Annotated in this window: 13 protein-coding genes; 4 read left to right on the top strand and 9 right to left on the bottom strand. The window is 57.5% G+C overall.

The genetic code is table 11. The annotated features are described in order from the left end of the window. Positions 1 to 17: 17 nt before the first annotated feature. From RHM55_RS15620 to RHM55_RS15605, 4 genes are all read right to left on the bottom strand, one after another. Positions 18 to 848 (bottom strand): sulfotransferase, encoded by an 831-nt coding sequence (locus RHM55_RS15620; RefSeq protein WP_322177235.1) that lies wholly within the window; start codon positions 846 to 848, stop codon positions 18 to 20. Between the two features lie 236 nt (positions 849 to 1,084). After that, positions 1,085 to 3,181: a site-2 protease family protein gene (locus tag RHM55_RS15615; protein WP_322177234.1), complete on the bottom strand. Its 2,097-nt coding sequence runs from the start codon at positions 3,179 to 3,181 to the stop codon at positions 1,085 to 1,087. Next, complete coding sequence (locus RHM55_RS15610) at positions 3,182 to 4,501, bottom strand: efflux RND transporter periplasmic adaptor subunit (RefSeq protein WP_322177233.1); 1,320 nt, start codon at positions 4,499 to 4,501, stop codon at positions 3,182 to 3,184. After that, positions 4,498 to 5,280, bottom strand: coding sequence for an efflux RND transporter periplasmic adaptor subunit (locus tag RHM55_RS15605; protein ID WP_322177232.1), 783 nt, complete (start codon positions 5,278 to 5,280; stop codon positions 4,498 to 4,500). The genes RHM55_RS15610 and RHM55_RS15605 overlap by 4 nt, the downstream gene beginning before the upstream one ends. A gap of 178 nt (positions 5,281 to 5,458) precedes the next feature. Between RHM55_RS15605 and RHM55_RS15600 the strand changes: the two genes are divergently transcribed. Next, positions 5,459 to 6,466: an aldo/keto reductase gene (locus RHM55_RS15600; protein ID WP_322177231.1), complete on the top strand. Its 1,008-nt coding sequence runs from the start codon at positions 5,459 to 5,461 to the stop codon at positions 6,464 to 6,466. A gap of 33 nt (positions 6,467 to 6,499) precedes the next feature. Here the strand turns inward: RHM55_RS15600 and RHM55_RS15595 are convergent, their stop codons facing one another. From RHM55_RS15595 to RHM55_RS15585, 3 genes are read right to left on the bottom strand one after another with little or no spacing between them, the layout of a single operon-like run. Then, a complete protein-coding gene (locus RHM55_RS15595; protein WP_322177230.1) occupies positions 6,500 to 7,876 on the bottom strand; it encodes an HlyD family type I secretion periplasmic adaptor subunit in 1,377 nt (458 codons plus the stop codon). Continuing rightward, positions 7,866 to 10,019: a type I secretion system permease/ATPase gene (locus RHM55_RS15590; RefSeq protein WP_322177229.1), complete on the bottom strand. Its 2,154-nt coding sequence runs from the start codon at positions 10,017 to 10,019 to the stop codon at positions 7,866 to 7,868. Before RHM55_RS15590 ends, RHM55_RS15595 begins: the two co-directional genes overlap by 11 nt. A 47-nt stretch (positions 10,020 to 10,066) precedes the next feature. Next, positions 10,067 to 11,413 (bottom strand): TolC family outer membrane protein, encoded by a 1,347-nt coding sequence (locus tag RHM55_RS15585; RefSeq protein WP_322177228.1) that lies wholly within the window; start codon positions 11,411 to 11,413, stop codon positions 10,067 to 10,069. Between the two features lie 562 nt (positions 11,414 to 11,975). Between RHM55_RS15585 and RHM55_RS15580 the strand changes: the two genes are divergently transcribed. Next, positions 11,976 to 18,818, top strand: coding sequence for a retention module-containing protein (locus tag RHM55_RS15580; protein ID WP_322177227.1), 6,843 nt, complete (start codon positions 11,976 to 11,978; stop codon positions 18,816 to 18,818). 98 nt (positions 18,819 to 18,916) lie between these two features. After that, entirely contained in the window at positions 18,917 to 19,255 is a 339-nt protein-coding gene (locus RHM55_RS15575) for a tryptophan synthase subunit beta (protein ID WP_322177226.1), read from the top strand. Positions 19,256 to 19,313: 58 nt separating this feature from the next. On the opposite strand, the gene lapD is transcribed toward RHM55_RS15575, so the two are convergent. Both lapD and lapG read right to left on the bottom strand, forming a co-directional pair. Further along, on the bottom strand, positions 19,314 to 21,260 hold the full coding sequence (lapD, locus tag RHM55_RS15570; RefSeq protein WP_322177225.1) for a cyclic di-GMP receptor LapD: 1,947 nt from the start codon (positions 21,258 to 21,260) through the stop codon (positions 19,314 to 19,316). An 8-nt stretch (positions 21,261 to 21,268) separates the two neighbouring features. Then, positions 21,269 to 21,979, bottom strand: coding sequence for a cysteine protease LapG (gene lapG / locus RHM55_RS15565; RefSeq protein ID WP_369124889.1), 711 nt, complete (start codon positions 21,977 to 21,979; stop codon positions 21,269 to 21,271). A gap of 310 nt (positions 21,980 to 22,289) precedes the next feature. On the opposite strand from lapG, the gene RHM55_RS15560 reads away from it, so the two are divergent. Continuing rightward, positions 22,290 to 23,063, top strand: a complete 774-nt coding sequence (locus tag RHM55_RS15560; RefSeq protein WP_322177223.1) for a GntR family transcriptional regulator — start codon at positions 22,290 to 22,292, stop codon at positions 23,061 to 23,063. Positions 23,064 to 23,329 lie beyond the last annotated feature (266 nt).

The following is a 23,329-nucleotide window of genomic DNA, read 5'->3' as shown; positions in this document are numbered from 1 at the left end:
ATCAGTTGATAGCGGTTTCAGTTTTTTATACGGATGACGTTGGCGGCACTGGACCGACCATCGTTCCAAAAGGACAACTCTGCGTACTTCTCGAAAATATCTGGCGGCAGGATCGTGCGCCGCTGTGTCATCTCGACCTTGCGTCTTACTTTGTGCAGGCCACTCATGCCGAGACCTTGATCGAACTCCGGCGCGTCATAGACCAGGTTCTCGAAGTCATGCTCGAACCAGGGCTCGCCGATAAAGTCGTAGACCAGGCGCATGACCAACTCGGGTGCCTGACTCAGCAGCTCGTAGTCGACGATCAACAACGAGTCAGCTTGCTCACCGTAATAGGCTTCTTTAAGCGCTGACCAGGCGAACCCCACCAGGCGGTTGCGTTGGGCCAGGGTTTCGACGCGGCTCTCAACGGTATTGCGCTCGTTCGCGTCGGAAAACAACTTGGTGTTCTCGAACGGATTTGCGCGGTACAACCGCTCAATGCTGTCCATCACCCAGGCAACGTTACGCACACAGGCAATGGTCTTGGCCTGGGGGAACAGTTCCTTGAGGGCAGGTAAACGTGCACACCATTGGCGATTGGTGTCGAAGATAACGGGCTTGTCGGCTTTGTCGGCGTAGTAGGAATCGAACAACCCACGCAGCAGGCGCTGGCGCATGCCGGTGTCGATAACCGCACCGAACTCACTGCCCGCACTGCATTGTTCGAGCACGCCAGAAAACAACGAACCCAGCGGGCTGGTCATGCCGGCGTGGAATTTTGGGTTTTGCAGAAGGATAGCGGAGAGCAGGGTAGACCCGGAACGCGGCAAGCCTGAAATAAAATGAAAACTTGCTAATCCCTTCACCCACTGCGGAAGTCCATTTGTAGGACAAGATTACCGGATCGTGGAATATACGCCTAGTATTGTTTTGATATCACCTGGCACTTTTTCGGGATGAACCCCCCCGTAAATACAGGCCTCTTCGGCAGTTTTCTGGCGACGAAAAAACACTTGAGCCGTCCCTCGGTAACGGCCTGAAAAAATAACGTTTTATAACAGTATGCCGATGAGCACTTGCCAGCCCAGTGCGCTCGTTATTCTTAGAAACCGCTTTCCCGCACGCCCAACGCCGCCAATCGACGCCAGGCATTGCCCAGCAGCGACTCACTGCGCCCCTGCAACACCACCAAACCACGCAGGGGCTGATTTGGGGTAGGCGTGGGTTGCAGAATGCTCAAGCGTGCGCCGTATTGCGCTTGCACAGGTTCGGCGCGGTGGCTTTCATCGCGGCGAACGGCAATTGGCCCATGGTGATCGGAGGCCAGGGCTTCCAGATCCAGATAGTTCACGCCGTTGGCGTCCACCTCCAGGAGCGCCACAGGGATAGCCTGGCGCATCGGGTCATCAGGAATAAAACGTCCCTCCGCGCCCGACGCAACACGCCACAATGCTTCCTCAGCCAGATAGCCTCGCAGCCGGACACCGTCCTCCACCACGCGCGCCAATGGCAGCTTGGTCGATACCCAACGCCCGACGCTCAGTTCTGGTAACAGATCACGCACCTGTCCGGCCTGCGGCGCACGCACCAGCAGACGCTCACGCTGCGCCACCAGTCCACGGTATTGAGCCACCGCTTCAGCCAGCCGCTGCTCCAAGATGCCCACATCGGCCACCGTTTCACTACGTCCGGCCTGACGCCGTAATTGCAGCTGCAGAATATCTATCTCCCGACGCACGATGGTCTGGCGCGAGTCCAGATCCGGCGACTCCAGCTCGATCAAAACCGCCCCTGCCTCGATGCGCTGCCCGTCCTGCACGTTCACTCGTTTGACCCGCGCCGCGATAGGCGTGTGCAGCGCACTGACACGTCCGGCTTCAAGCATCGCCGGCAACTCGACACTGCTGCGCCATGGCAATACCAGTACGGCAATAACTGCCAGCAAACCCAGCAAACTGAACAGGGCGCGAGCGTTATGGGCGTATTCGCGACTTTTCCACCAGATGCGCATTTCTTTCCAAATCGGCAGGAAGATGAACCACACCAACTCGACCATCATCAGGAAGATGCCGAGCAGCTTGAAGAACAGGTGATAGACCGCCAGCGCAATGCCAAAGAACAACGCTGCGCGCCACAGCCAGGAGAAATACCCCCACAACAACAGTCGACGTTGCATGGCGGGAGACCACGGCTCCGGTGCCGGTTGCTGATAACCGAACAGGACCTCACGCAAGCGCCAGCGGCACAGAGCGAAGGCGCGACCTTGCAGGTTGTCCACCTGCCACAAATCACTGAGCAGAAAATAACCATCAAAGCGCATGAATGGGTTGAGGTTCACCGCCAGCGTGGTCAGCCAGGTCGCACTGGCCAGCATGAACGCAGCGGTACGCGCCGGGCCGTCGGGCAGCAGTGACCAGACCAGCAAGGCGATGCAGGCCAAGACCAACTCAGCCAGCACGCCACCCGCGCCAATGAGCAGCCGTGAACGGCGATCATTGACCCGCCAGGCATCGCTGACATCGGTATAAAACAACGGCAGCATAACCATGAATGCCACGCCCATGCTTTGTACCCGGCAACCGGCACGCTTGGCCATGAATGCATGACCGAATTCGTGACACAGTTTGGCGAAAAATAACGCGATGCCGAACGCCATCGCGCCGCCGAGACTGAACAAATGCGGAAACGTCGACAGAAAACGGTCCCAATCACGCGCCACCAGAAACACGCCAGTTCCCAGGGTGAGGGGTAAGCCATAGCGCAGCAGACGCGAGCCATAACGTTCGAGCCACGGCCAGACGCGATTGAGGAAAGCATCGGGGCGCCACAGCGGGATTCGGAAAAACAGGTATTGATGCAGCAGCATCTGCCAAACGCCCTGACGCTGGGCGGCCGCCTTGCGCATATAACTGTCGCGCTGCTCCTGATCCAGTGCGGCAATCAGGTCATGGGCGCGCAGAAAGCTCAGCAGCTCGTCAAGCTCATGCCCGACCAATGGAAGACCAGGTTCCTGATTGGCAGCAGCCAAAACTTTGCTGGCATCACCCAGCGACCAATGGCGCAGCAAGCGAATTGCCGCCGCACCGAGCTTGAAGTAACGCCCACGCACCGGGTCAGCCAGGGTCCAGCGTGGCGAACCGTCCAGCGCCGGGGCAGCCGCCGACAGCTGCAAATCCGCTCGCAGCGCGGGCACGTTCATTTAAAGGCCTACGCTCTGACGCAACGCTGCCAGAGGACGACGCAGCAGATAGAGCCCCACTGGCGCGCGCTCACCGAAGAGTTTGGCGGTGCCACGCAAACCAATTCGCGGCGGCGCTTCGCTGAAGCTCGCGTCCAGCCGGTAGGCCAATTGCCCCGCAGCGGTAGGTTGTGCCTCGTAAGCCGCACGTTCCAGAGTTGCCTCATAGCGGTGCAAAGGATCGCTGTCGAGAAAGAGTGCCACCTTTGCACCAGGCTCAAGCTCAATGGCATCGCCAACCGCCAGTTCGATACGCAGCTCCGCTTGGGTCGGGTCGGCAATATCCAGGAGGCGCTCGCCCGTCTGCACCGGTTTTCCGGTCCAGCGCTCTGCGTCAGCAAATACCGCGATGCCGTCACGTTCGGCCCGCACTTCACTGCGTTTGAGCAACTCACGCGCGTAATCACGCTCGGCGCGCTTTTGTTCGGCGCGCGCCGCCAGCAGGTCGATGCGCGAGCTGGATTCGGCATCAGCGAAGGCCCGCTGTGCGTTGGCCTTGAGCTCCGCTTCGGCCACACCCAAGGTCCGCTCAGCAACATCTGCCTGCGCTTTGAGCGTGGTACTTTCGAAGCGCAGCAACAGGTCGCCAGTTTTTACCGGCTGGTTGGGTTTGACCAAGAACTCGGCGATCACTCCGTCCAGCGGTGCCGCCACCACGCGGCCACCCAATGGCACCACTTCGGCGGGTGCGAGCACCGATTGACGCACAGGTATCAACAGACACAGCAACAACACCCCGACCAACGCCAGCTGCTTTTTCCCGGACCAATGCAAACGCCACGGCTTGCGCGGTTGCAACGCCAGCCAGGCGTGACTGTAGGTGTCGCCCAACCGCGCCAGAAGCATTTGCTCAGGCTGTGTCCAGGCTTGTTCGCGGGCCAACCACAACCCACCAAATACCAGGCCTTTGCGATCAAGCAAGGGGAGCCAGAACACTTGGGTCGCCGACAGCGCCTGCACCTCCGCCTGGTCCTGCCCACCCAGCTGTTCGATGGCGACAGAACCCGGCTGGTTTAACTGATTTTTTTTGAACAGGTCTGCCACAGCGTGCTCGACGAAGGCGACAAAGGGCGCATTGGGTTCAACCATGCTGACGCCCGTCACTGCGCGCACCTTGCCAGCGATCAACAGCGCTGCGTGACGAAAACTGAACAGGGCCTGACCGTCATTGACCAGGCTGTAGGCCAGTTGATCGATATCTTTGGCGGCGCGGGTCTGACGCTCCAGATCGAGAAATTGCGCGAAAACCCGGTCGGCTATGCCTGGCGCCGCAGCGTTCACTTGGCGGACGCCAGATGCGCGGTACCACTCATGCCCGCCAGCAGGCCCTTGACGTCAGTCAGCGAGGCGACCAGCAACAGCGTTTGGCTACCCTCATCGATGCGCGCACCCAATCGCTTGACCGTTGCGGTCAGTGGCTGACCAGTTTCATCGGGGGTAAAGCTGAAGGTTTGCCCAGGCTTGAGTCGTGACATCCAGCGCGACGGCACCAACAGGTGAATTTCCAGGGTGCGGTTGTCGACAATTTCCATCAGCGGCGCGCCAGCCGAAACGCTTTCATAGCGCTGCGCCTTGCGTAGCACTACTTGACCATCATATGGCGCGACCACGCTACAGCGCTTGACCTGAACCTGATAGACCTGCGCTTGAGCCTGCACTTCAGCCAGTTTGGCTTCGGCTCGCGCCACTTCGAAACGGCCAACGGAGTTGAGCGAGGCCAGTTGTTTGTTGTGCGCCAACTCTTCACTGGCGCCGCGAATGCCTGCCTGGGCGGCATTGAGCTGGGCCTGATAAGCGGCACAGTCGAAGCGCGCCAGGGTATCGCCCTTGTTGAAGGCCTCGCCTTCGCTGAACGGCATGTCGACGATTCGCCCGGACAATTCGCTGGCAAGCACCGCCTGATCACGAGCCCGCAAGACGCCACGGGCTTCGCCGGTGGTCACGGTCTGCGCGCTGGGGGGAGCACTGTCCAACAATGGATCATTCGATTGGGAAGTGTCTGCCTGTGCCAAGCCAGCAAGACAGGCAAATCCGTAAGCCCAACAACGCAAGTGGCGCATAGCCTTTACTCCCGACTAAAGGCGGCAGTCTACGGTAGCGGTGCTGGCCGTCAAGGGTGTCGAATGGCCCAGAGCCATTCATAAATACCCTGCATTTGTAATGGACCGCGACGTGGCGAGGTTCTATGTTTGGAAACATTCTGTTTTTCCCTTCCACTCATTGAAAAGGATATCGAGCATGACTTATCGCATTCTTGGCCAATCCGGCCTGCGGGTTTCTACGTTGACTCTCGGCTCCATGATGTTCGGCGAGCAGACCAGTACTGAAGAGTCCCTGCGCATCATCGACAAGGCCTGGGATCAGGGCGTCAATTTCATCGATACGGCGGATGTTTATGGCGGTGGGCGCTCCGAGGAAATAGTCGGGGAGGCCATCGCATCACGGCGCAATGACTGGGTAGTAGCGACCAAGGTGGGCTATGGTCCCGCCAAGGGTGCGCCCAACTCCAGCGGGCTGAGCCGCAAACATATTTTCAATGGCATCGAGGCCAGCCTGAACCGGCTGGGCACCGATTACGTGGACATTTATTACCTGCACCGCGAAGACCACGATACGCCGCTGGAGGTGACGGTGTCGGCCATCGGCGACCTGCTGCGCCAAGGCAAGATTCGCTATTGGGGCCTATCCAACTATCGCGGCTGGCGCATCGCAGAAGTCGTGAATATCGCCCAGCGCATGGGGGTGGACAAGCCCGTGATCAGTCAGCCGCTGTACAACATCACCAACCGAATGGCCGAGATTGAGCAAATCACCGCTGCGGCTTTTCATGGTTTGGGCGTGGTGCCTTACAGCCCTCTGGCGCGCGGTGTGCTCAGCGGCAAATACGCTCCAGACGTCACCCCCGACAGCAGCACCCGCGCAGGGCGCCAGGACAAACGCATCCTGGAAACCGAATGGCGGGTCGAGTCTCTGCGTATCGCGCAGAAAATTCAGGAGTACACCCAGGCCAAAGGCGTCGGCATCGTCGAGTTCGCCATCGCCTGGGTACTGAACAACCAGGCCGTCACTTCCGCGATTGTCGGGCCGCGTACCGAGCAACAGTGGGATGGCTACATCAAAGCCATGGACGTGAAAATCACTGCCGAAGACGAAGCATTCATTGATTCGCTGGTAACACCGGGGCACTCGTCTACACCGGGTTACAACGATATCGCGCATTTTGTTTCGGGCCGGGTGGTGCGTTGATGGGTTGATGTTTTTTCGGTGACTGACGCACGGCTACCGCTCGTGCATCGCTTCAGCGCGTGCTTTAAGCACGGGTTTTAGCAGGTAGCTGAGGATGCTTTTCTTGCCAGTGATGATGTCGACCGAAGCAATCATGCCGGGGATGATGAGCAACGGGTGCTCATCGGTCCCCAAGTGGCTGCGATCAGTGCGCAGTTTGATGACATAGAAGGTGTTCTTCTTCTCTTCATCCTGGATAGTGTCGGCGCCGATCTGTTCAAGCTTGCCTTTCATCCCACCATAGATGGTGTAGTCGTAGGCCGTGAATTTGATCATTGCCTCTTGACCCGGGTGCAGGAAGGCGATGTCTTGCGGGCGAATGCGCGCCTCAATCAGCAGGGTGTCGTCGAGCGGAACGATCTCGGCCAGATCGCTGCCTGGCTGGATGACGCCGCCCACGGTATTGACCAACATTTGCTTGACGATGCCACGAACCGGCGAGGTCACCATGGTGCGATTGACCCGGTCTTCCAGGCCTTTAGCCGTGGACTGGGCCTTGCTCAGGTCAGTGCGGGCCTCGTTCAGCTGGGTCAACGCTTCGCTACGGAACCTGCCACGGGTCTCGTCGATTTTGCGCTGCACCTCATTGATCGCCGCCTGTGCCCGAGGAATGGCCAGCGTGGTGCCATCGAGCTGACCACGGGTTTCCACTTCCGAGCGCTTGAGGCGCAAGACTTCAACAGGCGAAACAGCGCCCTGTTTGACCAACGGTTCGGACATGCCGATCTCTTGGCGTAACAGGCTCAGGCTGTTGCGGTACTGCTCCTGCTTGGAACTGAACTCGCGCAACTCTTGCTGGCGCTGGATCAGTTGCTGCTGCAAACCGCCTATCTCGTCAGCCAGTTGCTGGCGACGGCTCAGGTACAGCGACTCTTCGTTGGCCGCCTGATTAGGTACTGCCTTGCGCGCTGCAGGCGTGATGTTCAACGGCCGGTCGTCCACTACCGCACTCAAGCGCTCTACGCGCAGCTCCATCGACACCCGATCAGCCTCGGTCTCGCCTACGTTAGAGGCAAAGCGCGTGTCGTCCAGACGCACCAACGGCGCGCCGGCTTCGACGATCTGGCCTTCGTGAACATAGATTTGAGCAACGATACCGCCCTCAAGGTTCTGGATTTTCTGGATCTTGGAGGATGGAATCGCCTTGCCTTCACCCTTGGTCACTTCATCAATGATCGCAAAGTGTGCCCATAAAAGAAGAAAGACGAAAAACGCGATGATCCCCCAAATGGTCAGCCGGACGATGCGCGGGGCATCGTCGATCAGGGCCTTTTCGACCTCTGGCATCGGTTGCCCGTCGAGGGAGTCAGACCCCTTGAAGTAACCAAAAATTGCGTCTTTGAAGCGGCCTGGACCGGACTTAAGCAACACTGATCTGCCCCTTCTTCAACGCTTCCATGACGGCGGCTTTAGGACCGTCGGCGAGAATCTGCCCGCGGTCGATTACCAGCAGGCGATCAACCAGGCTGAGCAGTGAGGCCCGGTGTGTGACAAGGATCACGGTCTTGTTCTCGATGACGGCTTGCAGGCGCTGCTTCAAGCGCTCCTCGCCGGTGTTGTCCATGGCGCTGGTCGGTTCGTCCAGCAATAGAATCGGCGGGCTGAGTAGCAATGCGCGAGCCAGCGCAACGTTCTGCCGCTGGCCACCGGAAAGGTTCTGGCCGCGCTCGCCGACTTGAAGTTCATAGCCTTGCGGGTGCAACCGGGCGAACTCATGCACACCGGCCAGCTCTGCTGCTTGCAGCACCATTTCGTCGTCAACGTAGCGAGCGCCCGATACCAGATTGTCGCGCAAGGTACCTGCCAACAACTGAATGTCCTGCGCCACATAACCAATGTTGTGGCGCAGCTCACTCACGTCAATCTGGCGAATGTCGACGCCGTCTACCATCAAGGCGCCAGAGTCAGGCTGGTACAACCCGACCAACAATTTTGCCAGTGAGCTTTTGCCCGAGCCGCTACGGCCAATGATGCCGATTTTTTCGCCGGGGCGAACCACCAGATTGATGCCCTGCAAGGCAAGCGTCTGCTGGTTGGGATACGTAAAGTTCAGGTTGCGAAACTCCAAGGCACCCTGCAAGACCTGACGGCTGAACGGGCGCTCGTCGAAATTGCGCTCTTGCGGCAGCTCCATCATCTGATCCACGGAAACCATGGTGACCTTGGCCTGCTGATAGCGGGTCAACAACCCCGACAGCTGCGCCAAGGGCCCCAATGCACGGCCACTGAGCATGTAGCAGGCCACCAGTCCGCCCATGCTGAGGTTGCCGGCAATAATTTCGTAAACACCGAAAATGATCATCGCCACGCCAGCGAGTTGCTGGATCAGCAAGGTGATGTTCATGGCCAGACCAGACAGAACCTTGACCCGCAGCTCAAGGCGGCTGAGGGTGCCGATAGTTTGCTCCCACTGATACTGGCGCTCACTTTCGGCGTTGTTGACCTTCACCGCATCCAGACCGGCGAGGGTCTCGATCAGGCTCGACTGGCGTTCGGCACCCAGCGCCATGGTGCGTTCCAGGGTTGCCGTTAACGGCTTCTGCAAAAAGTGACCGATACCCAACGCCAACGGAAACGCGACGATGGGAATCCACACAAGGTTTCCGCCCAGCAGAGCGATCACCAGCAGAATGATGAGGGTGAACGGCAGGTCGATCAGGCTGGTCAGGGTCAGCGAGGTCAGAAAGTCACGCATGCCCTGAAACTCGTGGATGTTCTGGGCAAAGCTGCCCACACGAGCAGGGCGAAACTTCATGGACATGCCGACAATGCGCTCGAACAGCGTTGCCGAAATGATCAGGTCAGTCTTCTTGCCTGCCAGGTCCAGGCACAGGCTGCGCAGCCCCTTAAGCAACAAGTCGAAAAGGTAAGCGCCGCAGATACCGGCGGCCAGCACCCATAAGGTCGTGGTTGCCTGATTGGGCACGACGCGGTCGTAGACGTTCATCACGAACAACGGCGCGGCCAACGCAATCAAGTTGATTACCAGGCTGGCGGCAATCGCGTCGGCGTACAGCCAGCGCGAGCGTTTGAGTGTGTCGCGAAACCAGGAGCGCGCCCGAGGAATGAGCGAGCCCTTGGTCACGTCGAATTTATGCTGCGGTTGGGCAAAGAACACCCGACCGCTGTAATCCTCAGTCAGCACATCACGGCCGACGTGTACCTCGCCACCGTCGCTTTCGCTCAGCAGCAGGCGCGCAGTATCACCCTCCCAACCCAACAAAACCGCGCAACGCGCGTCCTTGAGCAACAACATGGCGGGTAAGGCAATGGAAGGAATCTGCTCAAGACGACGCTGCAGCAGACGCCCCTGCAAACCGGCTCGCGCCGCCGCACGGGGCAGCAAGTCGGCACTCAACCGCTGCGACGGCAACGGCAGGCCGGTGGTCAACATCGCCCGGCTGGCTGGCTTGTGATGTAGAGAGCAAAGTGTCAGCAGGCCGTCCAGCAACGGGTCATCATGCTGGCTGCGAGGATCATGGCTGAGTTGAACTGCACTTAATTCCGAATCCACGCTGACACTCTCTTTTAAGCAATTGAATGACCTGACTCAGTCAAGAATCAGTTCATGCCTGGCAGGTTTACCGACGGTTTCATATCGTTTTGCACAACTGACGCCATCGGCGCTACGACACCCTGACTTTTAAGCAACTGACCCATGTCGGCCTTGATGCGGTACTGAGTGTAAAGCTGCTGGTTCTTGATTTGCACAAGACGCTGCTGAGCGGTGAACAATTCGTTCTCGCTGTCGAGCAAGTCAAGCAGGGTGCGCTCTCCCAAACTGAACTGCTGCTGGTAGGCAACACGCACACTGTTGCTGCGGTCAACGTATTGCTGGGCAATCGGCAATTGCGCGTTGGCGTTGTTGTAGGCGTTCCAGGCCAGGCCGACTTCTTCATTCAACTGGCGCAGTGCGTTGTTGCGGATGTCCAGCGCCTGATTGGCCTGGTAGGACTTGGATTCAAGGTCCGCTTTGTTGCTGCCACCCGAATACAGGTTAAACCGCATGCGCACCATCGCTTCCCAGCTATTGTTATGGCCTTGTTCGCCGCCAATATTATTGTCGGCAGTGCGGCCAAGCTCCGCATCGAAACGTGGGTAGAAATTCGACTTCGCGGCCTGATATTGCTTCTCGGCGGCGGCAATGTCTGACTCAGCAGAGCGCAGAACAGGACTGTTCTCGATCATCTGCTGGCGCGCTTCGTTCAAATTTGCCGGCATCAAGGCGATAAAGCCTTGTGGCGGGCTCAGTTGATCGGGCATTTCGCCGACGGCGCTGAGGTAGTTGGTCTGAGCATCAGCCAAGTTGGCCTGCTCGGTCAGTAAGTTGTTTCGTGCCTGAGCCAGTCGCGCTTCGGCCTGGTCCATGTCAGCCATTCTCCCGACGCCACGCGTTGTACGCAACCTGATCTGATCGAAGATCCGTTCGTGGCTTTTCAAGTTATCTTCAGCCAAACGCACCATCTCGCGGCGGGTCAGAACGTCCAGATAAACTTGTGCAACGGTCAGCGCTGTACGCTCAGACGTATTCAACAACGCATAGGCACGAGAGTTGACGGTGGCTTGCTGACGACCTACTTCACTGCTGGTGGCAAAGCCATCAAACAGCATCTGTTGCATACGTACGCTGGACTCCCCTCGGTTCATGGTGTCCCAGCCGTTAGTGTTAACACGTGAGCTCGGAGAGTCAGAACCTTCCCGCCCGTAACCGGCCAATACATCTACACGCGGCAAATAGCCACCCTTTGCAGCCCGTAAATTGTAGTCAGCAGCAAGGCGGCTATTAACTCCAGCCTGGACTTCTGGATGAACGTCCAAGGCCTTCTGCATGGCCTCTGGCAGACTTTGTGCCTGGACGAAACTGGCGGTCAGAGCGAAAGGAAGAGCCTTAAAGAAGTACGCACGCATGTAAATTATATCCCGAGGACTTTCTGGTTTCAAAACACAGCAAAAACCGACCGCTGCATCGGAAAAATGGCAATCAAATGGACCGTTGTCGGAATGTTCTGAATAGGAACTGGATCACACAACAGAAAGCCGCGTTGCCATTTAAATATCAATGTGACATTACGAAGCGGATTGTTTAGGATGGCGCCGAATAGGTCAATAGTTTGGCAGAAAGTTAATTTTTGCAACAGTGAGCGCTAGTAAATTGACGCCAAATATACACTAAACGTTATTGAACATAGTTAAACATAGTTGAACACTTCAGTGCTGTGTGTTGCGACGCGACATATAAAACATACGCTGATAATTTGACGCCAAATATGCGTCGAACATAGTTGGACAGTTCAGTATTGCAGGTTACAACGCAACGTAAAAACACACGCTAATAACTTGACGTCAAACATACACCAAACGCTATTGAATATAATTGAACACTTAAGTACTCCACGTTACGAAGCGGCATATAAAAAAGCCGGTCGGCATAATGGATACCCACTGACGGTAAAACCGGAGAGTCCCCCAAATGAGCAGTGTTGTTGCCATCGTCAAAAGCATTGTTGGCCAAGTAATCGCAGTTTCCCCTGAAGGGATTCGTCGTGTGCTCATCGAAGGGGATCGGCTGTTTGCCGGGGAGCAAGCACTGACGGGGCCTGAAGGTGCCGTGACGCTTGAACTCGCGGACGGCCGCAGCATTGATCTGGGCCGTGACACGCAGTGGAGTGCCGATGCACCGGACTCAGCCACCAACCTGGCGGAAGCTACCGCGCAAGCCGCGCCTTCGGTTGCAGAGTTGCAGCAGGCCATCGCCGCCGGTGCTGACCCGACGCAAGACTTTGAAGCGGCTGCCGCTGGCCCGACCCCGGCAGGCGCTGGTGGTGGTGCTGCCGGTGGCGGCCATAGTTTTGTCGTGCTGGATGCCACGGCGGGTGTGGTCAACCCTACAATCGGTTTTCCCACTGCAGGCATTGGCTTTTCTACCCTGTCGACCACCCAAAACGCTGGCGCCGTGGATACCAGCGCACCTCTGCGCGCCTCGACCTTGACCGTGACCGCCACCCCGACCTTGACCGAAGCTGGCGGTACGTTGGTATACACCGCGACCGTAACCCAGGCGCCACTGACCGACCTGACCATTACCTTGTCCAATGGCCAGACCATCGTGATCGCTGGCGGCCAGACCACGGGCAGTAGCTCCCTCCAGATCCAGGACCACAACACGCCTTACATAGATCCAAGCCAGATATCGACCACAGTGACCGGCACCACCGGCGGGGGGGGCCTGGTACTGACCATCGACCCGACGCCCGCAGTAACGCAGATCACCGACACCATCGACAAAACCGCCGTCACCTTGACGGCGTCCGACACCGTGGCCGAAGGCGGCAGCATCAACTACACCGTTTCGGTCGCCAATGCACCGAAGACCGACCTGGTCCTGACCTTGTCCAATGGTGATCAAGTCACCATCAAGGCCAACGCCACGTCAGCCACCTTTACGGTGGCCGCACCGGCAGATGACGTCTACAAGGACGCCGGCCCGACCACCCTGAAAGTCACCGGGATCGCCGATGGCCAGGACGGTCAACTGGAAGCCCTGGACCTGAGTAAGGCCTCGGCAACGGTCAACGTCACTGACACGATCAACCCCACGGCCGTTACCTTGACCGCGTCCGACGCCGTGGCCGAAGGCGGCACGATCCACTACACCGTTTCGGTGGCCAACGCACCGAAATCCGACCTGGTCCTGACCTTGTCCAACGGTGATAACGTCACCATCAAGGCTAACGCCACGTCAGCCACCTTTACGGTTGCCGCACCGGCAGACGACGTCTACAAGGACGCCGGCCCGACCACCCTGAAAGTCACCGGGATCGCCGATGGCCAGGACGGTCAACTGGAAGCCCTGGACCTGAGTAAGGCCTCGGCAACGGTCAACGTCACTGACACGATCAACCCCACCGCCGTCACCTTGACGGCGTCCGACACCGTGGCCGAAGGCGGCAGCATCAGCTACACCGTCTCGGTGGCCAACGCACCGAAATCCGACCTGGTCCTGACCTTGTCCAACGGTGATAACGTCACCATCAAGGCTAACGCCACGTCAGCCACCTTTACGGTTGCCGCACCGGCAGACGACGTCTACAAGGACGCCGGCCCAACCACCCTGAAAGTCACCGGGATCGCCGATGGCCAGGACGGTCAACTGGAAGCCCTGGACCTGAGTAAGGCCTCGGCAACGGTCAACGTCACTGACACGATCAACCCCACCGCCGTCACCTTGACGGCGTCCGACACCGTGGCCGAAGGCGGCAGCATCAGCTACACCGTCTCGGTGGCCAATGCGCCGAAATCCGATCTGGTCCTGACCTTGTCCAACGGTGATAACGTCACCATCAAGGCCAACGCCACATCAGCCAGTTTCACCGCTGCCGCGCCGGCAGACGACGTCTACAAAGACGCCGGCCCGACCACCCTGAGCGTGACCGGGGTGTTCAACGGTAAAGACGGCCAACTGGAAGGCCTCGACCTGACCAAGGCCTCGGCAACAGTCAACGTCACTGACACGATCAACACCACCGCCGTTACCTTGACCGCGTCCGACGCCGTGGCCGAAGGCGGCACGATTCACTACACCGTTTCGGTCGCCAATGCGCCAAAATCCGACCTGGTCCTGACCTTGTCCAATGGTGATCAAGTCACCATCAAGGCCAACGCCACGTCAGCCAGTTTCACCGCTGCCGCACCGGCAGACGACGTCTACAAAGACGCTGGTCCGACCACCCTGAGCGTGACCGGGGTGTCCAACGGCAAAGACGGCCAACTGGAAGGCCTCGACCTGAGCAAGGCTTCGGCAACCACGGCTGTTACTGACACCATTAACAAAACGGCGGTCACCTTGACCGCTGATAGTTCGGTGGCCGAAGGCGGCACGATTCACTACACCGTTTCGGTGGCCAATGCGCCAAAATCCGACCTGGTCCTGACCTTGTCCAATGGTGATCAAGTCACCATCAAGGCCAACGCCACGTCAGCCAGTTTCACCGCTGCCGCACCGGCAGACGACGTCTACAAAGACGCCGGTCCGACCACCCTGAGCGTGACCGGGGTGTCCAACGGCAAAGACGGCCAGCTGGAAGGCCTCGACCTGAGCAAGGCTTCGGCAACCACGGCTGTTACCGACACCATTAACAAAACGGCGGTCACCTTGACCGCTGATAGTTCGGTGGCCGAAGGCGGCACGATTCACTACACCGTTTCGGTGGCCAATGCACCGAAATCCGACCTGGTCCTGACCTTGTCCAACGGTGATAACGTCACCATCAAGGCCAACGCCACGTCAGCCAGTTTCACCGCTGCCGCACCGGCAGATGACGTCTACAAAGACGCTGGTCCGACCACCCTGAGCGTGACCGGGGTGTCCAACGGCAAAGACGGCCAACTGGAAGGCCTGGACCTGAGTAAGGCCTCGGCAACGGTCAACGTCACTGACACGATCAACACCACGGCCGTTACCTTGACCGCGTCCGACACCGTGGCCGAAGGCGGCACGATTCACTACACCGTTTCGGTGGCCAATGCGCCAAAATCCGACCTGGTCCTGACCTTGTCCAATGGTGATCAAGTCACCATCAAGGCCAACGCCACGTCAGCCAGTTTCACCGCTGCCGCGCCGGCAGACGACGTCTACAAGGATGCCGGTCCGACCACCCTGAGCGTGACCGGGGTGTCCAACGGTAAAGACGGCCAACTGGAAGGCCTGGACCTGAGCAAGGCTTCGGCAACCACGGCTGTTACCGACACCATTAACACCACCGCCGTTACCTTGACCGCGTCCGACACCGTGGCCGAAGGCGGCACGATTCACTACACCGTTTCGGTGGCCAATGCACCGAAGTCCGACCTGGTCCTGACCCTGTCCAATGGTGATAACGTCACCATCAAGGCCAACGCCACATCAGCCAGTTTCACCGCTGCCGCGCCGGCAGACGACGTCTACAAGGATGCCGGTCCGACCACCCTGAGTGTGACCGGGGTGTCCAACGGTAAAGACGGTCAGCTGGAAGGTCTCGATCTGAGCAAGGCTTCGGCAACCACGGCTGTTACTGACACCATCGACACCACCACTGTCAATTTCACCGCTGGGTCAACACAAGTGACAGAAGGCGCTACTGCCCACTACACGCTGACATTGAGCAACACGCCAACAGCAGATGTAACGGTCAAGCTTAGCTACACCGGCACCGCCACCAATGGCAGTGACTTCAGTGGCGTAACCACGGTGATCATCAAAGCCAACCAGACAACAGCGCTGCTCGACATCAAAGCCCTCACCGATGGGCTTGTAGAGGGCACCGAGAAGTTCACAGTCAAAATCGACTCGGCCACGGGTGGCAACTTCGAAAGCTTGGTGCCTGGCGCCAACAACAGCGTTACTACGAGCATCGTGGACGCGGATGCTCCGGTTTCAGCTGGCGGGAAGGCCACTGGCACCGAAGATCAGACGTTGACTCTGACGTGGGATAACTTCGGCGTTGCAAACCCGGTCAACGCAACAGCCGTTCCGAGCATCATCATTACCACGCTTCCGGGCAGCGGTACGTTGCTGCTCAACGGTGTTGCCGTCATTGCAAATCAGGTCATCAGCAAAGACGACATTGTCCAAAACAAGCTGACCTTTGTGCCGCTCAGCAATGAGTCGGGTATAGACAGCTTTGGCGGAACCGGTGTCGGTAACAAGCAAGCCGACTACGCGCAGATTCAGTTCAAACCGACCCTTGAGGGTGTAACGGGTACCGTGGCAACCCTGAAAGTCGATATCACTCCCGTTGCCGATCAGCCGAGCCTGGCGCTTGGCAGTGCAGTGATCAGCTCAACCGGACTGGTAAAGGACGTATGGGTTAATACCCTGACCGGTATGTCTGGTAGCGGCAGCGGCGCAACGGAGTCGATGATCAAGTTGGGCTTCAATACCACCATTACTCCCACCACACACACCGATACATCGATCACAAAGTCGACGGGAGATGTTGCAGTAGGTACCGCCACTAAAATTTCCGGACTTGTCTACCTGGAAGCTGGCAAGGTTTACAGCTTCGGCGGTACGGCCGATGACAGCTTGCTGATCACCATCGGCGGTAAGACGGTAGCCAACGCGGCGTGGGGCATCAACTCTGGGGCTATTTCCTCCAGCCAATACACGCCAACGGCAACCGGCTTCTACACGCTGGATATTTACCACTACAACCAGGACAACGTTGGAAACTACACCATCAATCTGACGGTAAACGGCGTGACCTCGGAGCTGAACAGCGCCAATGCATTGCTTTACCGTAACGTGAGCGATCTGACCAATGCAGGCCTGACCGTTTCCAGCCTGAACGAGGTGAATGGCGTCATCGGCGAGGGTTACTACGCAGGCTACGAACTCAACCACGGCGTAGGAAATACTGCGATCAAACTCAGTTCTGTCAGCGCGACGTATACCGATAACGACGGCTCAGAAACTCACATCACCACGATGTCCGGCGCACCTGCTGGCTCGGTATTGAGTGATGCGAATGGCCATAGCGTTATGGTGACCGATGCAACCACCAAGGTCGATGTCAGCAGCCTGGACCTGAGCAGCCTAAGCATCAAAACGCCGGATTACTACAGCGGTAAATTCACGTTGACCGTTACCGCGACCGCTACGGAAACTGCCAACCTGGACACCAAGACCGACGTCGTGAATATCTCCGTTACTGTGGATAAGGGGGATTACAAAAGCACCACCGGCCATGCAGGGACCGACACAATCAATGGTACGGTTGCCAACGATGTCATCGTCGGTGATATCAGCGGCACCAAAATCGTTGCTGGGCAGAACTACAACATTGCCATCATGCTCGACAGCTCGGGCAGCATGAGCAGCACAGCTATCACGAACGCGAAGACTGCTCTGACCTCCCTGTTCAATGACTTGCAAAGCAAGGTCGGCGGCAGCAACGGGGTCGTCAAGATATTCCTGGCCGATTTTGACAGCACCGTCCACAACTACGTCTCGGTGAACCTTGCAGACCCGGGTGCTCTCAAGCAGCTGCAAACGGTGATCGACTCCATTAGCAGTGGCGGTGCTACTAACTATGAGGACGTGTTCAAGCTGACCACCCAGTGGTTCGCCAGCGATATGGCGAAAAGTAACGCCAGTGCTCAAAACCTTACCTTCTTCATCACCGATGGGCAGCCTACCTATCACCTTGTGACTGGCGACGCCGCTAACACTTTCTTGGTGCACAACAATAGCAACAACAACTCTGTCAGCCTTGCCGACACAATGACGAGTTTTCACACCGGTACTGCAATCATGGCGGACGTCGGTGGCGTGAGTCGTACGCTGATCAGCGCCACAGGCGAAGTTTTCAGCTGGTCGAAAAGCGGCAACACGTGGACTCAGGACACCATTGGTGTGCTGCACAGCACTGATAGCACGGGTCATCTGATATACGAAGCTGTCGCGGGGGCTGGCGACTCGACCGATTACGCAACCAACACCGATTCGATGGCCAGCTATGCGGCATTAGCCAAGGTTTCAGTGGTCGAAGCCATTGGTATAACCAACGGTATCACTAGCGCCCTAAACAGTTATGACTCCGACAACACGGCGCATACCTCGATTGATGCAGCAGACCTTTCCGCCAAGATTGCTGCAACTACCTCAGCTATCGCGCCAGGTAATGACGTTATTAATGGCGGCGATGGCAATGACATCCTGTTCGGCGACATGATCACCTTCGGCACTGCGCAAGGTACTGCCGCGCTCAAAGCATTTGCCGAGAGCAAAGGCGCTGTCATCGCGGATGATCAAGCTCTGCATCAGTACATTACCGGGCACCTGAACGATGTCACCGCACTGGCAAATAGCTCGAACACTACAGGTTTGGCAGATGGCAGCGACACTCTACTCGGCGGTGCCGGTAACGATATCTTGTTCGGCCAGGGCGGCAACGACACCCTGACCGGCGGCAAGGGTAACGACATATTGATTGGTGGCGCTGGCGCAGATACCTTTGTCTGGCTCAAGGGTGATACCAATACCGGTACCGGTGTCGACGTGATCAAGGATTTCAGTACTGCACAAGGCGACAAACTTGACCTGCGCGATCTGCTGCAGGGAGAGACTGATGCGACCCTGACGAACTTCCTGAAAATCACCAACGACGGTACCAATACAACGTTGGACATCAGTAGCGCTGGCAAGCTGAACGCTACTGGCGGCGTCGCCAACGCCGACGTGCATATCAAGGTTGAAGGGGTGACTTGGAACAACGATATGATCAAGTCTCTGGTGGCCGGTACCGACACAACCATCAAGTATGACCACAGCTGATTAAGCCCGCCCGCGATGATGTAGAGTCTGAACTAACATCATCGCGGGCAGCGCCCTTCTGTTGTTTCGGGCGGGACTTACATTTCGAGGTTTTACCCATGTTCTACGTGCAACGTGATCAACAGGGGGAGCTGGTCCGCGTGGAGGGCGTTCCTTACGTGGAAGCGACTGAAACACTTCCTCCAGACAACCACGAGATTCAAGCCTGGTATGCGAACGATGTGATCGAGAACAGCCTCAAGCAGCTCAAGCAGAGCGACTTTGAGATGATTCGGGTGCTTGACGACCTGATTCAGGTACTGATCAGCAAGGGCGTGATCCGGGTGACCGATCTGCCGCCTGCGGCGCAGGCCAAGTTGATGGACCGTACCCAGGCACGGGAAACGCTGGGCGGGTTGAACCATTTGATCAATGATGACGAGACGGGTTTGATCTGATTCTGTTTATGGCTTGAGGGCCTATCGCCGACGCGCGATCAGGCCCGATTGGTCATCCTTACTTCCAGGGCGCCGGATCACCAAACAGCTGACCTTGCACACCTTCGATACCCATCTCGCAAATAATCTGCAGCTCAGCGTCGGTTTCCACACGCTCGGCAATCAACGGCAAATCGATGCTGTGCGCTGCGCGTTGGATGGCTTCGATAAACAGGCGTTTATGGCTTTCCTTATCGATGGTCCGAATGTAACTGCCATCGATTTTCAAGTACGCCAACCCCAAGTGCGCCAGGTTGCCGATCATGCTGAAACGGCCGCCGAAGTGTTGCACTGCCAAGGTGAACCCCAGTTCTCGCAGGCGTCGGGTCAATTGCTCTAGGACACGCTGTTCCGGCAGTTGCTCTTCACCGATTTCCAGGGTCAATCGAGGCCCGAGTCGTGCTTGCTGTTTCAGGGTCTCGAAGACTTTATTCAAGGCTTTTGGATCGGCAAGCGTGGCCGCAGAGAGGTTCAAGGCCAGCGCTTGATCATGCTGGGCCATCTGTTGCAGGACCAACTCAAGCATCAGTTGGTCCAGCCGCGTCGACCAGCCGAATCGTTCGAGCCAAGGCAGGAAACGCCCCGCAGCAATGGTCTGTCCCTGCTCATCAAGCAAGCGGGAAAGCACCTTGTAATGCAATACGTGTTGAGGATTACGACTGTCCACTACCGGCTGAAAGAACAGCTGGAAGCGACGCTGGGTCAGTGCCTGGTCCAGCAGGTTGTTCCAGGCGTGGTGATCGTCGCCCAAGCTGATGGCGGCGCTGTGCTCAATACAGCTCCAGCTACGCTCGCCCTCGCTTTCAGCCTGAGACAACGCCTGGTCGGCAAGGCCGAGCAAGGTTTGCGGCGAGTCGCCGGGGCTGTAGGGTGCCAGGCCGATGTACGCTACAGGCGTCACATCCGACGCCCCAGTGGCTTGCAGGCTGAGCAGCGCGCTTTCCAGATTTTGAGCAAGTTGCAGCGCTTCGGCGCGCAGCATTTTTGGCGCCAGCACGGCAAATTCGCCGCCACGGCTGCGGGTGATGAGGTTATTGGTTTCCGGATAATGCGCGCATTGCCGAACCAATTGCTCGCCCACCGCGCGCAGCAGTTCATCTGTGCGCTTGCCGCCCAGACGCTGGTTCAACCCGACCAAATCCTTGACCCGCAGCAACAGCAGATAGCCCGAACTGGCCTCTTCCAGGTTGCTGACCCTGGCGTTGAGCTGCATGTCGAAATAACGACGGTTGGCCAGGCCGGTAAGGCTGTCCTGATATGACTCGACCCGCAGCTTTTCACTGCGTTCAGTGTTTTCCTGAAACAGGGCTTTGAGCTTCTCGACCATCTGGTTCATAGCCTGGACCACGCGACGCAGCTCCGGGGTACGCGGCAGTTCGGGCAGGCTGAGGAATTCGCGGCGGCCGATAGCGTGGGATTGCGCCACCATATAATCAAGAGGCCGCAACTGCCGACGCAGCAGCAAAGCACCCAGAACTGCGCTGACCAGACCGCAGATCAGCAACCAGGCGAGGCTGCCTAGCGCGCTTTGCCAGAGCTTGGCCAATGCGAACATCGGATGGCTGACCACTTCGACCCGTGCAGCCTGCTGCCAGCCACGGCTGACAATCGCATCGCCACCAGCAGCTTCCAGGCCGATCAGTTTAACGAACCAGGCCGGTACGGTGCTGCTATCGGGGACGCCAGAACGCTCGACAATGATCTTGTCGGTGGCCAGATCGATGACGCGGATGCTCGAATAATAGCCACTGTCGAAGATTGAACTGACCATCAGCTCGACCATCGTCGGGTCATCGATATTGGACGTCAACGACAGCGCGAGAGAGGTCGCCGCATCTTGTGCATGGGAGCGCAATTGATTGACGTATTGCGTGCGCGAACTTTCCAGGCTGACTATGAAGCTGCCGCTAAAGGCGACAACCAGGAACACACAAATAGCGATCAACAACTGTTTGAACAGAGACATCGGAACTCCTAAAACTCGGGCTCAGCCGGGAAGCCTTCGGCTTGCATTTTTCTCAACACATCCTGCCAGCGTGACAATCGTTTTGTGTCGCTCACTCTCTTATTGCCTTTGGCGCCAGGCAACCACAACCCTTCACCATTGAATGCATACACCGGCAACAGGTCCGTTCGTTGGCTGGCGGGTTTGATTGCATCAATCAGGCTGTCGAGCACCAAGGGTTCAGCATTCGGGCTTGAGTAGTAGGTCAGCACCATGTGCGCACGATTCAGGCGCAAGGCTTTGACGTAAGTGATCAACAGTTTTTCGCTCGGAACGCCCAGCCGCCTGAGGCTAAAATATTTAGCGATAGCGTAATCCTCGCAATCGCCAGCCCCCTTCCATAGTGATTCGATGGGCGTCGCCCAATAGTCGATTTCATGCCAGTTATCTATGTCTTCTACATAACGAATTTGGCGGTTGAAGAACTGATTGACTACTTCCAGCTTTTCCCTTTCGCTGATTTGTTTCTCGGTCGACAACAGGTGCTGCCAGGCATCAATCCGCTGACGGCCCTCGCCCAACGGACCATACAAAGCCTCGGCCCGACGGCTGATCAAGGAAAAATCCCAATCGGCATGCAGGCCGCCCACCAACACACTGGCCAAGAGCAACGCAAAAGAGAGCCATCGCCCTAGTCGATGACAAGGCTCTCGCCGATAAAATGCAAAACGTGCCGCCAATTGAAGTTAATCCGTGCGGTCATCCGAGAACCGGTCGATGGTGCGGGTTCAATCAGGAAAAAACAATGGCATCGTGCGATCACTTACAGCGGAGAATCGGCTCATCCTGCAGCACTGAGAAGATGATGCGCACGCTTGCTCTGCAACCCTGGCGACATTAAATCCATTTCTGTCCTAAACTGCGGAAAGCCAAGCGCAACGGGTATTTCAGGGCGTTCAGATTACTTTCTTTCAAAGGTCTACACGTTTTCTGGCTGTCTTTATTGTGGGCTGGATCCAAAAAACAATTCAAATCTATAGAAGCGCGCGCATGTCAAAAACCGACAACGAAAGCTTTTTGAGCGGCGTCCTGGGACGTGAACAACTGCCTTCCCACTTGGCCAGAGCCGTCATCGAAGAAAAACTGCGCAATGCCATCCTCGACGGACGCTTACCCAGTGGTACGGCGTTGCGTCAGCAAGAACTGGCAACCCTGTTTGGCGTCAGTCGTATGCCGGTGCGCGAAGCGTTACGCCAACTGGAAGCTCAATCCCTGCTAAGGGTCGAGACACATAAAGGTGCAGTGGTTGCGCCACTGATTGCGGAGGATGCGGCCGATGCCTACGCCCTGCGCATCCTGTTGGAGTCGGAGGCGTTGCGCCTATCGATTCCTCATTTGGACGAAAGCGATATAGCAACAGCCCATCACTGTATTGAAAGGCTGGAAAGCGAAACCGATTACGCCGAAATCGGTATGCTAAACCGCATGTTCCATATGGCGCTTTACACCAAAGCGCCCAATAAAAGATTGCTGCGCCTGGTTGAAGACGGGCTCAATGAAGAAGAGCGCTTCCTGCGCTTCAATCTCTCGGAAATGGGCCTGGGTAAGCTCTCGCAGGATGATCACTGGGCGCTGCTCAATGCCGCCCGCGACAAAGCCATTGATAAAGCCGTGGCGATGCTCGAACACCACCTTAACCGGGGTGTTGAAGCCGTCACCCGATACTTGGGCAGTCGTTCACCCACCGCGCCACGCAGTGCCAAGGCACGTCGAGCGATTGCAGGCAGATCAGACCCGCTGAAGGATCCGCTACAACCGTTGTGAAACAAGCTTGATTAAGGTCCCCGACACCGGATCTCCTCCACGTATTCCGGGCGACCTTTTTCGCAACGCCCTCCCCTCTAGCGCCTCGCGCTGACCTGCTTCTACAAGCGCGACCGGCTTGCGGTCGCGTTCGTCTTCTCTTCATTGCCGCGTCTATCGCAGACTTTGCTTCGGCATCAGAGTAGAAACCTTCAAAACCCCTAGCGCTGTCCAAGGAGTTTGTCGAACGGGCAAGGACCCACTGGAAGGAATTCCAGCGCTGCCTA

It is taken from the genome of Pseudomonas sp. MH9.2, assembly GCF_034353875.1.
In the GTDB taxonomy this organism is placed as follows: domain Bacteria; phylum Pseudomonadota; class Gammaproteobacteria; order Pseudomonadales; family Pseudomonadaceae; genus Aquipseudomonas.
Note: the sequence above shows the minus strand (reverse complement) of the source record. Positions and strands in the feature narration are given on the sequence as shown.

What these genes read in the sequence shown, in the direction of transcription:
- RHM55_RS15560 (WP_322177223.1), top strand. Translation starts at nt 22,290, where the DNA reads ATGTCAAAAACCGACAACGAAAGCTTTTTGAGCGGCGTCCTGGGACGT.
- RHM55_RS15585 (WP_322177228.1), bottom strand. Translation starts at nt 11,413, where the DNA reads ATGCGTGCGTACTTCTTTAAGGCTCTTCCTTTCGCTCTGACCGCCAGT.
- RHM55_RS15575 (WP_322177226.1), top strand. Translation starts at nt 18,917, where the DNA reads ATGTTCTACGTGCAACGTGATCAACAGGGGGAGCTGGTCCGCGTGGAG.
- RHM55_RS15600 (WP_322177231.1), top strand. Translation starts at nt 5,459, where the DNA reads ATGACTTATCGCATTCTTGGCCAATCCGGCCTGCGGGTTTCTACGTTG.
- RHM55_RS15615 (WP_322177234.1), bottom strand. Translation starts at nt 3,181, where the DNA reads ATGAACGTGCCCGCGCTGCGAGCGGATTTGCAGCTGTCGGCGGCTGCC.
- lapD (WP_322177225.1), bottom strand. Translation starts at nt 21,260, where the DNA reads ATGTCTCTGTTCAAACAGTTGTTGATCGCTATTTGTGTGTTCCTGGTT.
- RHM55_RS15605 (WP_322177232.1), bottom strand. Translation starts at nt 5,280, where the DNA reads ATGCGCCACTTGCGTTGTTGGGCTTACGGATTTGCCTGTCTTGCTGGC.
- RHM55_RS15580 (WP_322177227.1), top strand. Translation starts at nt 11,976, where the DNA reads ATGAGCAGTGTTGTTGCCATCGTCAAAAGCATTGTTGGCCAAGTAATC.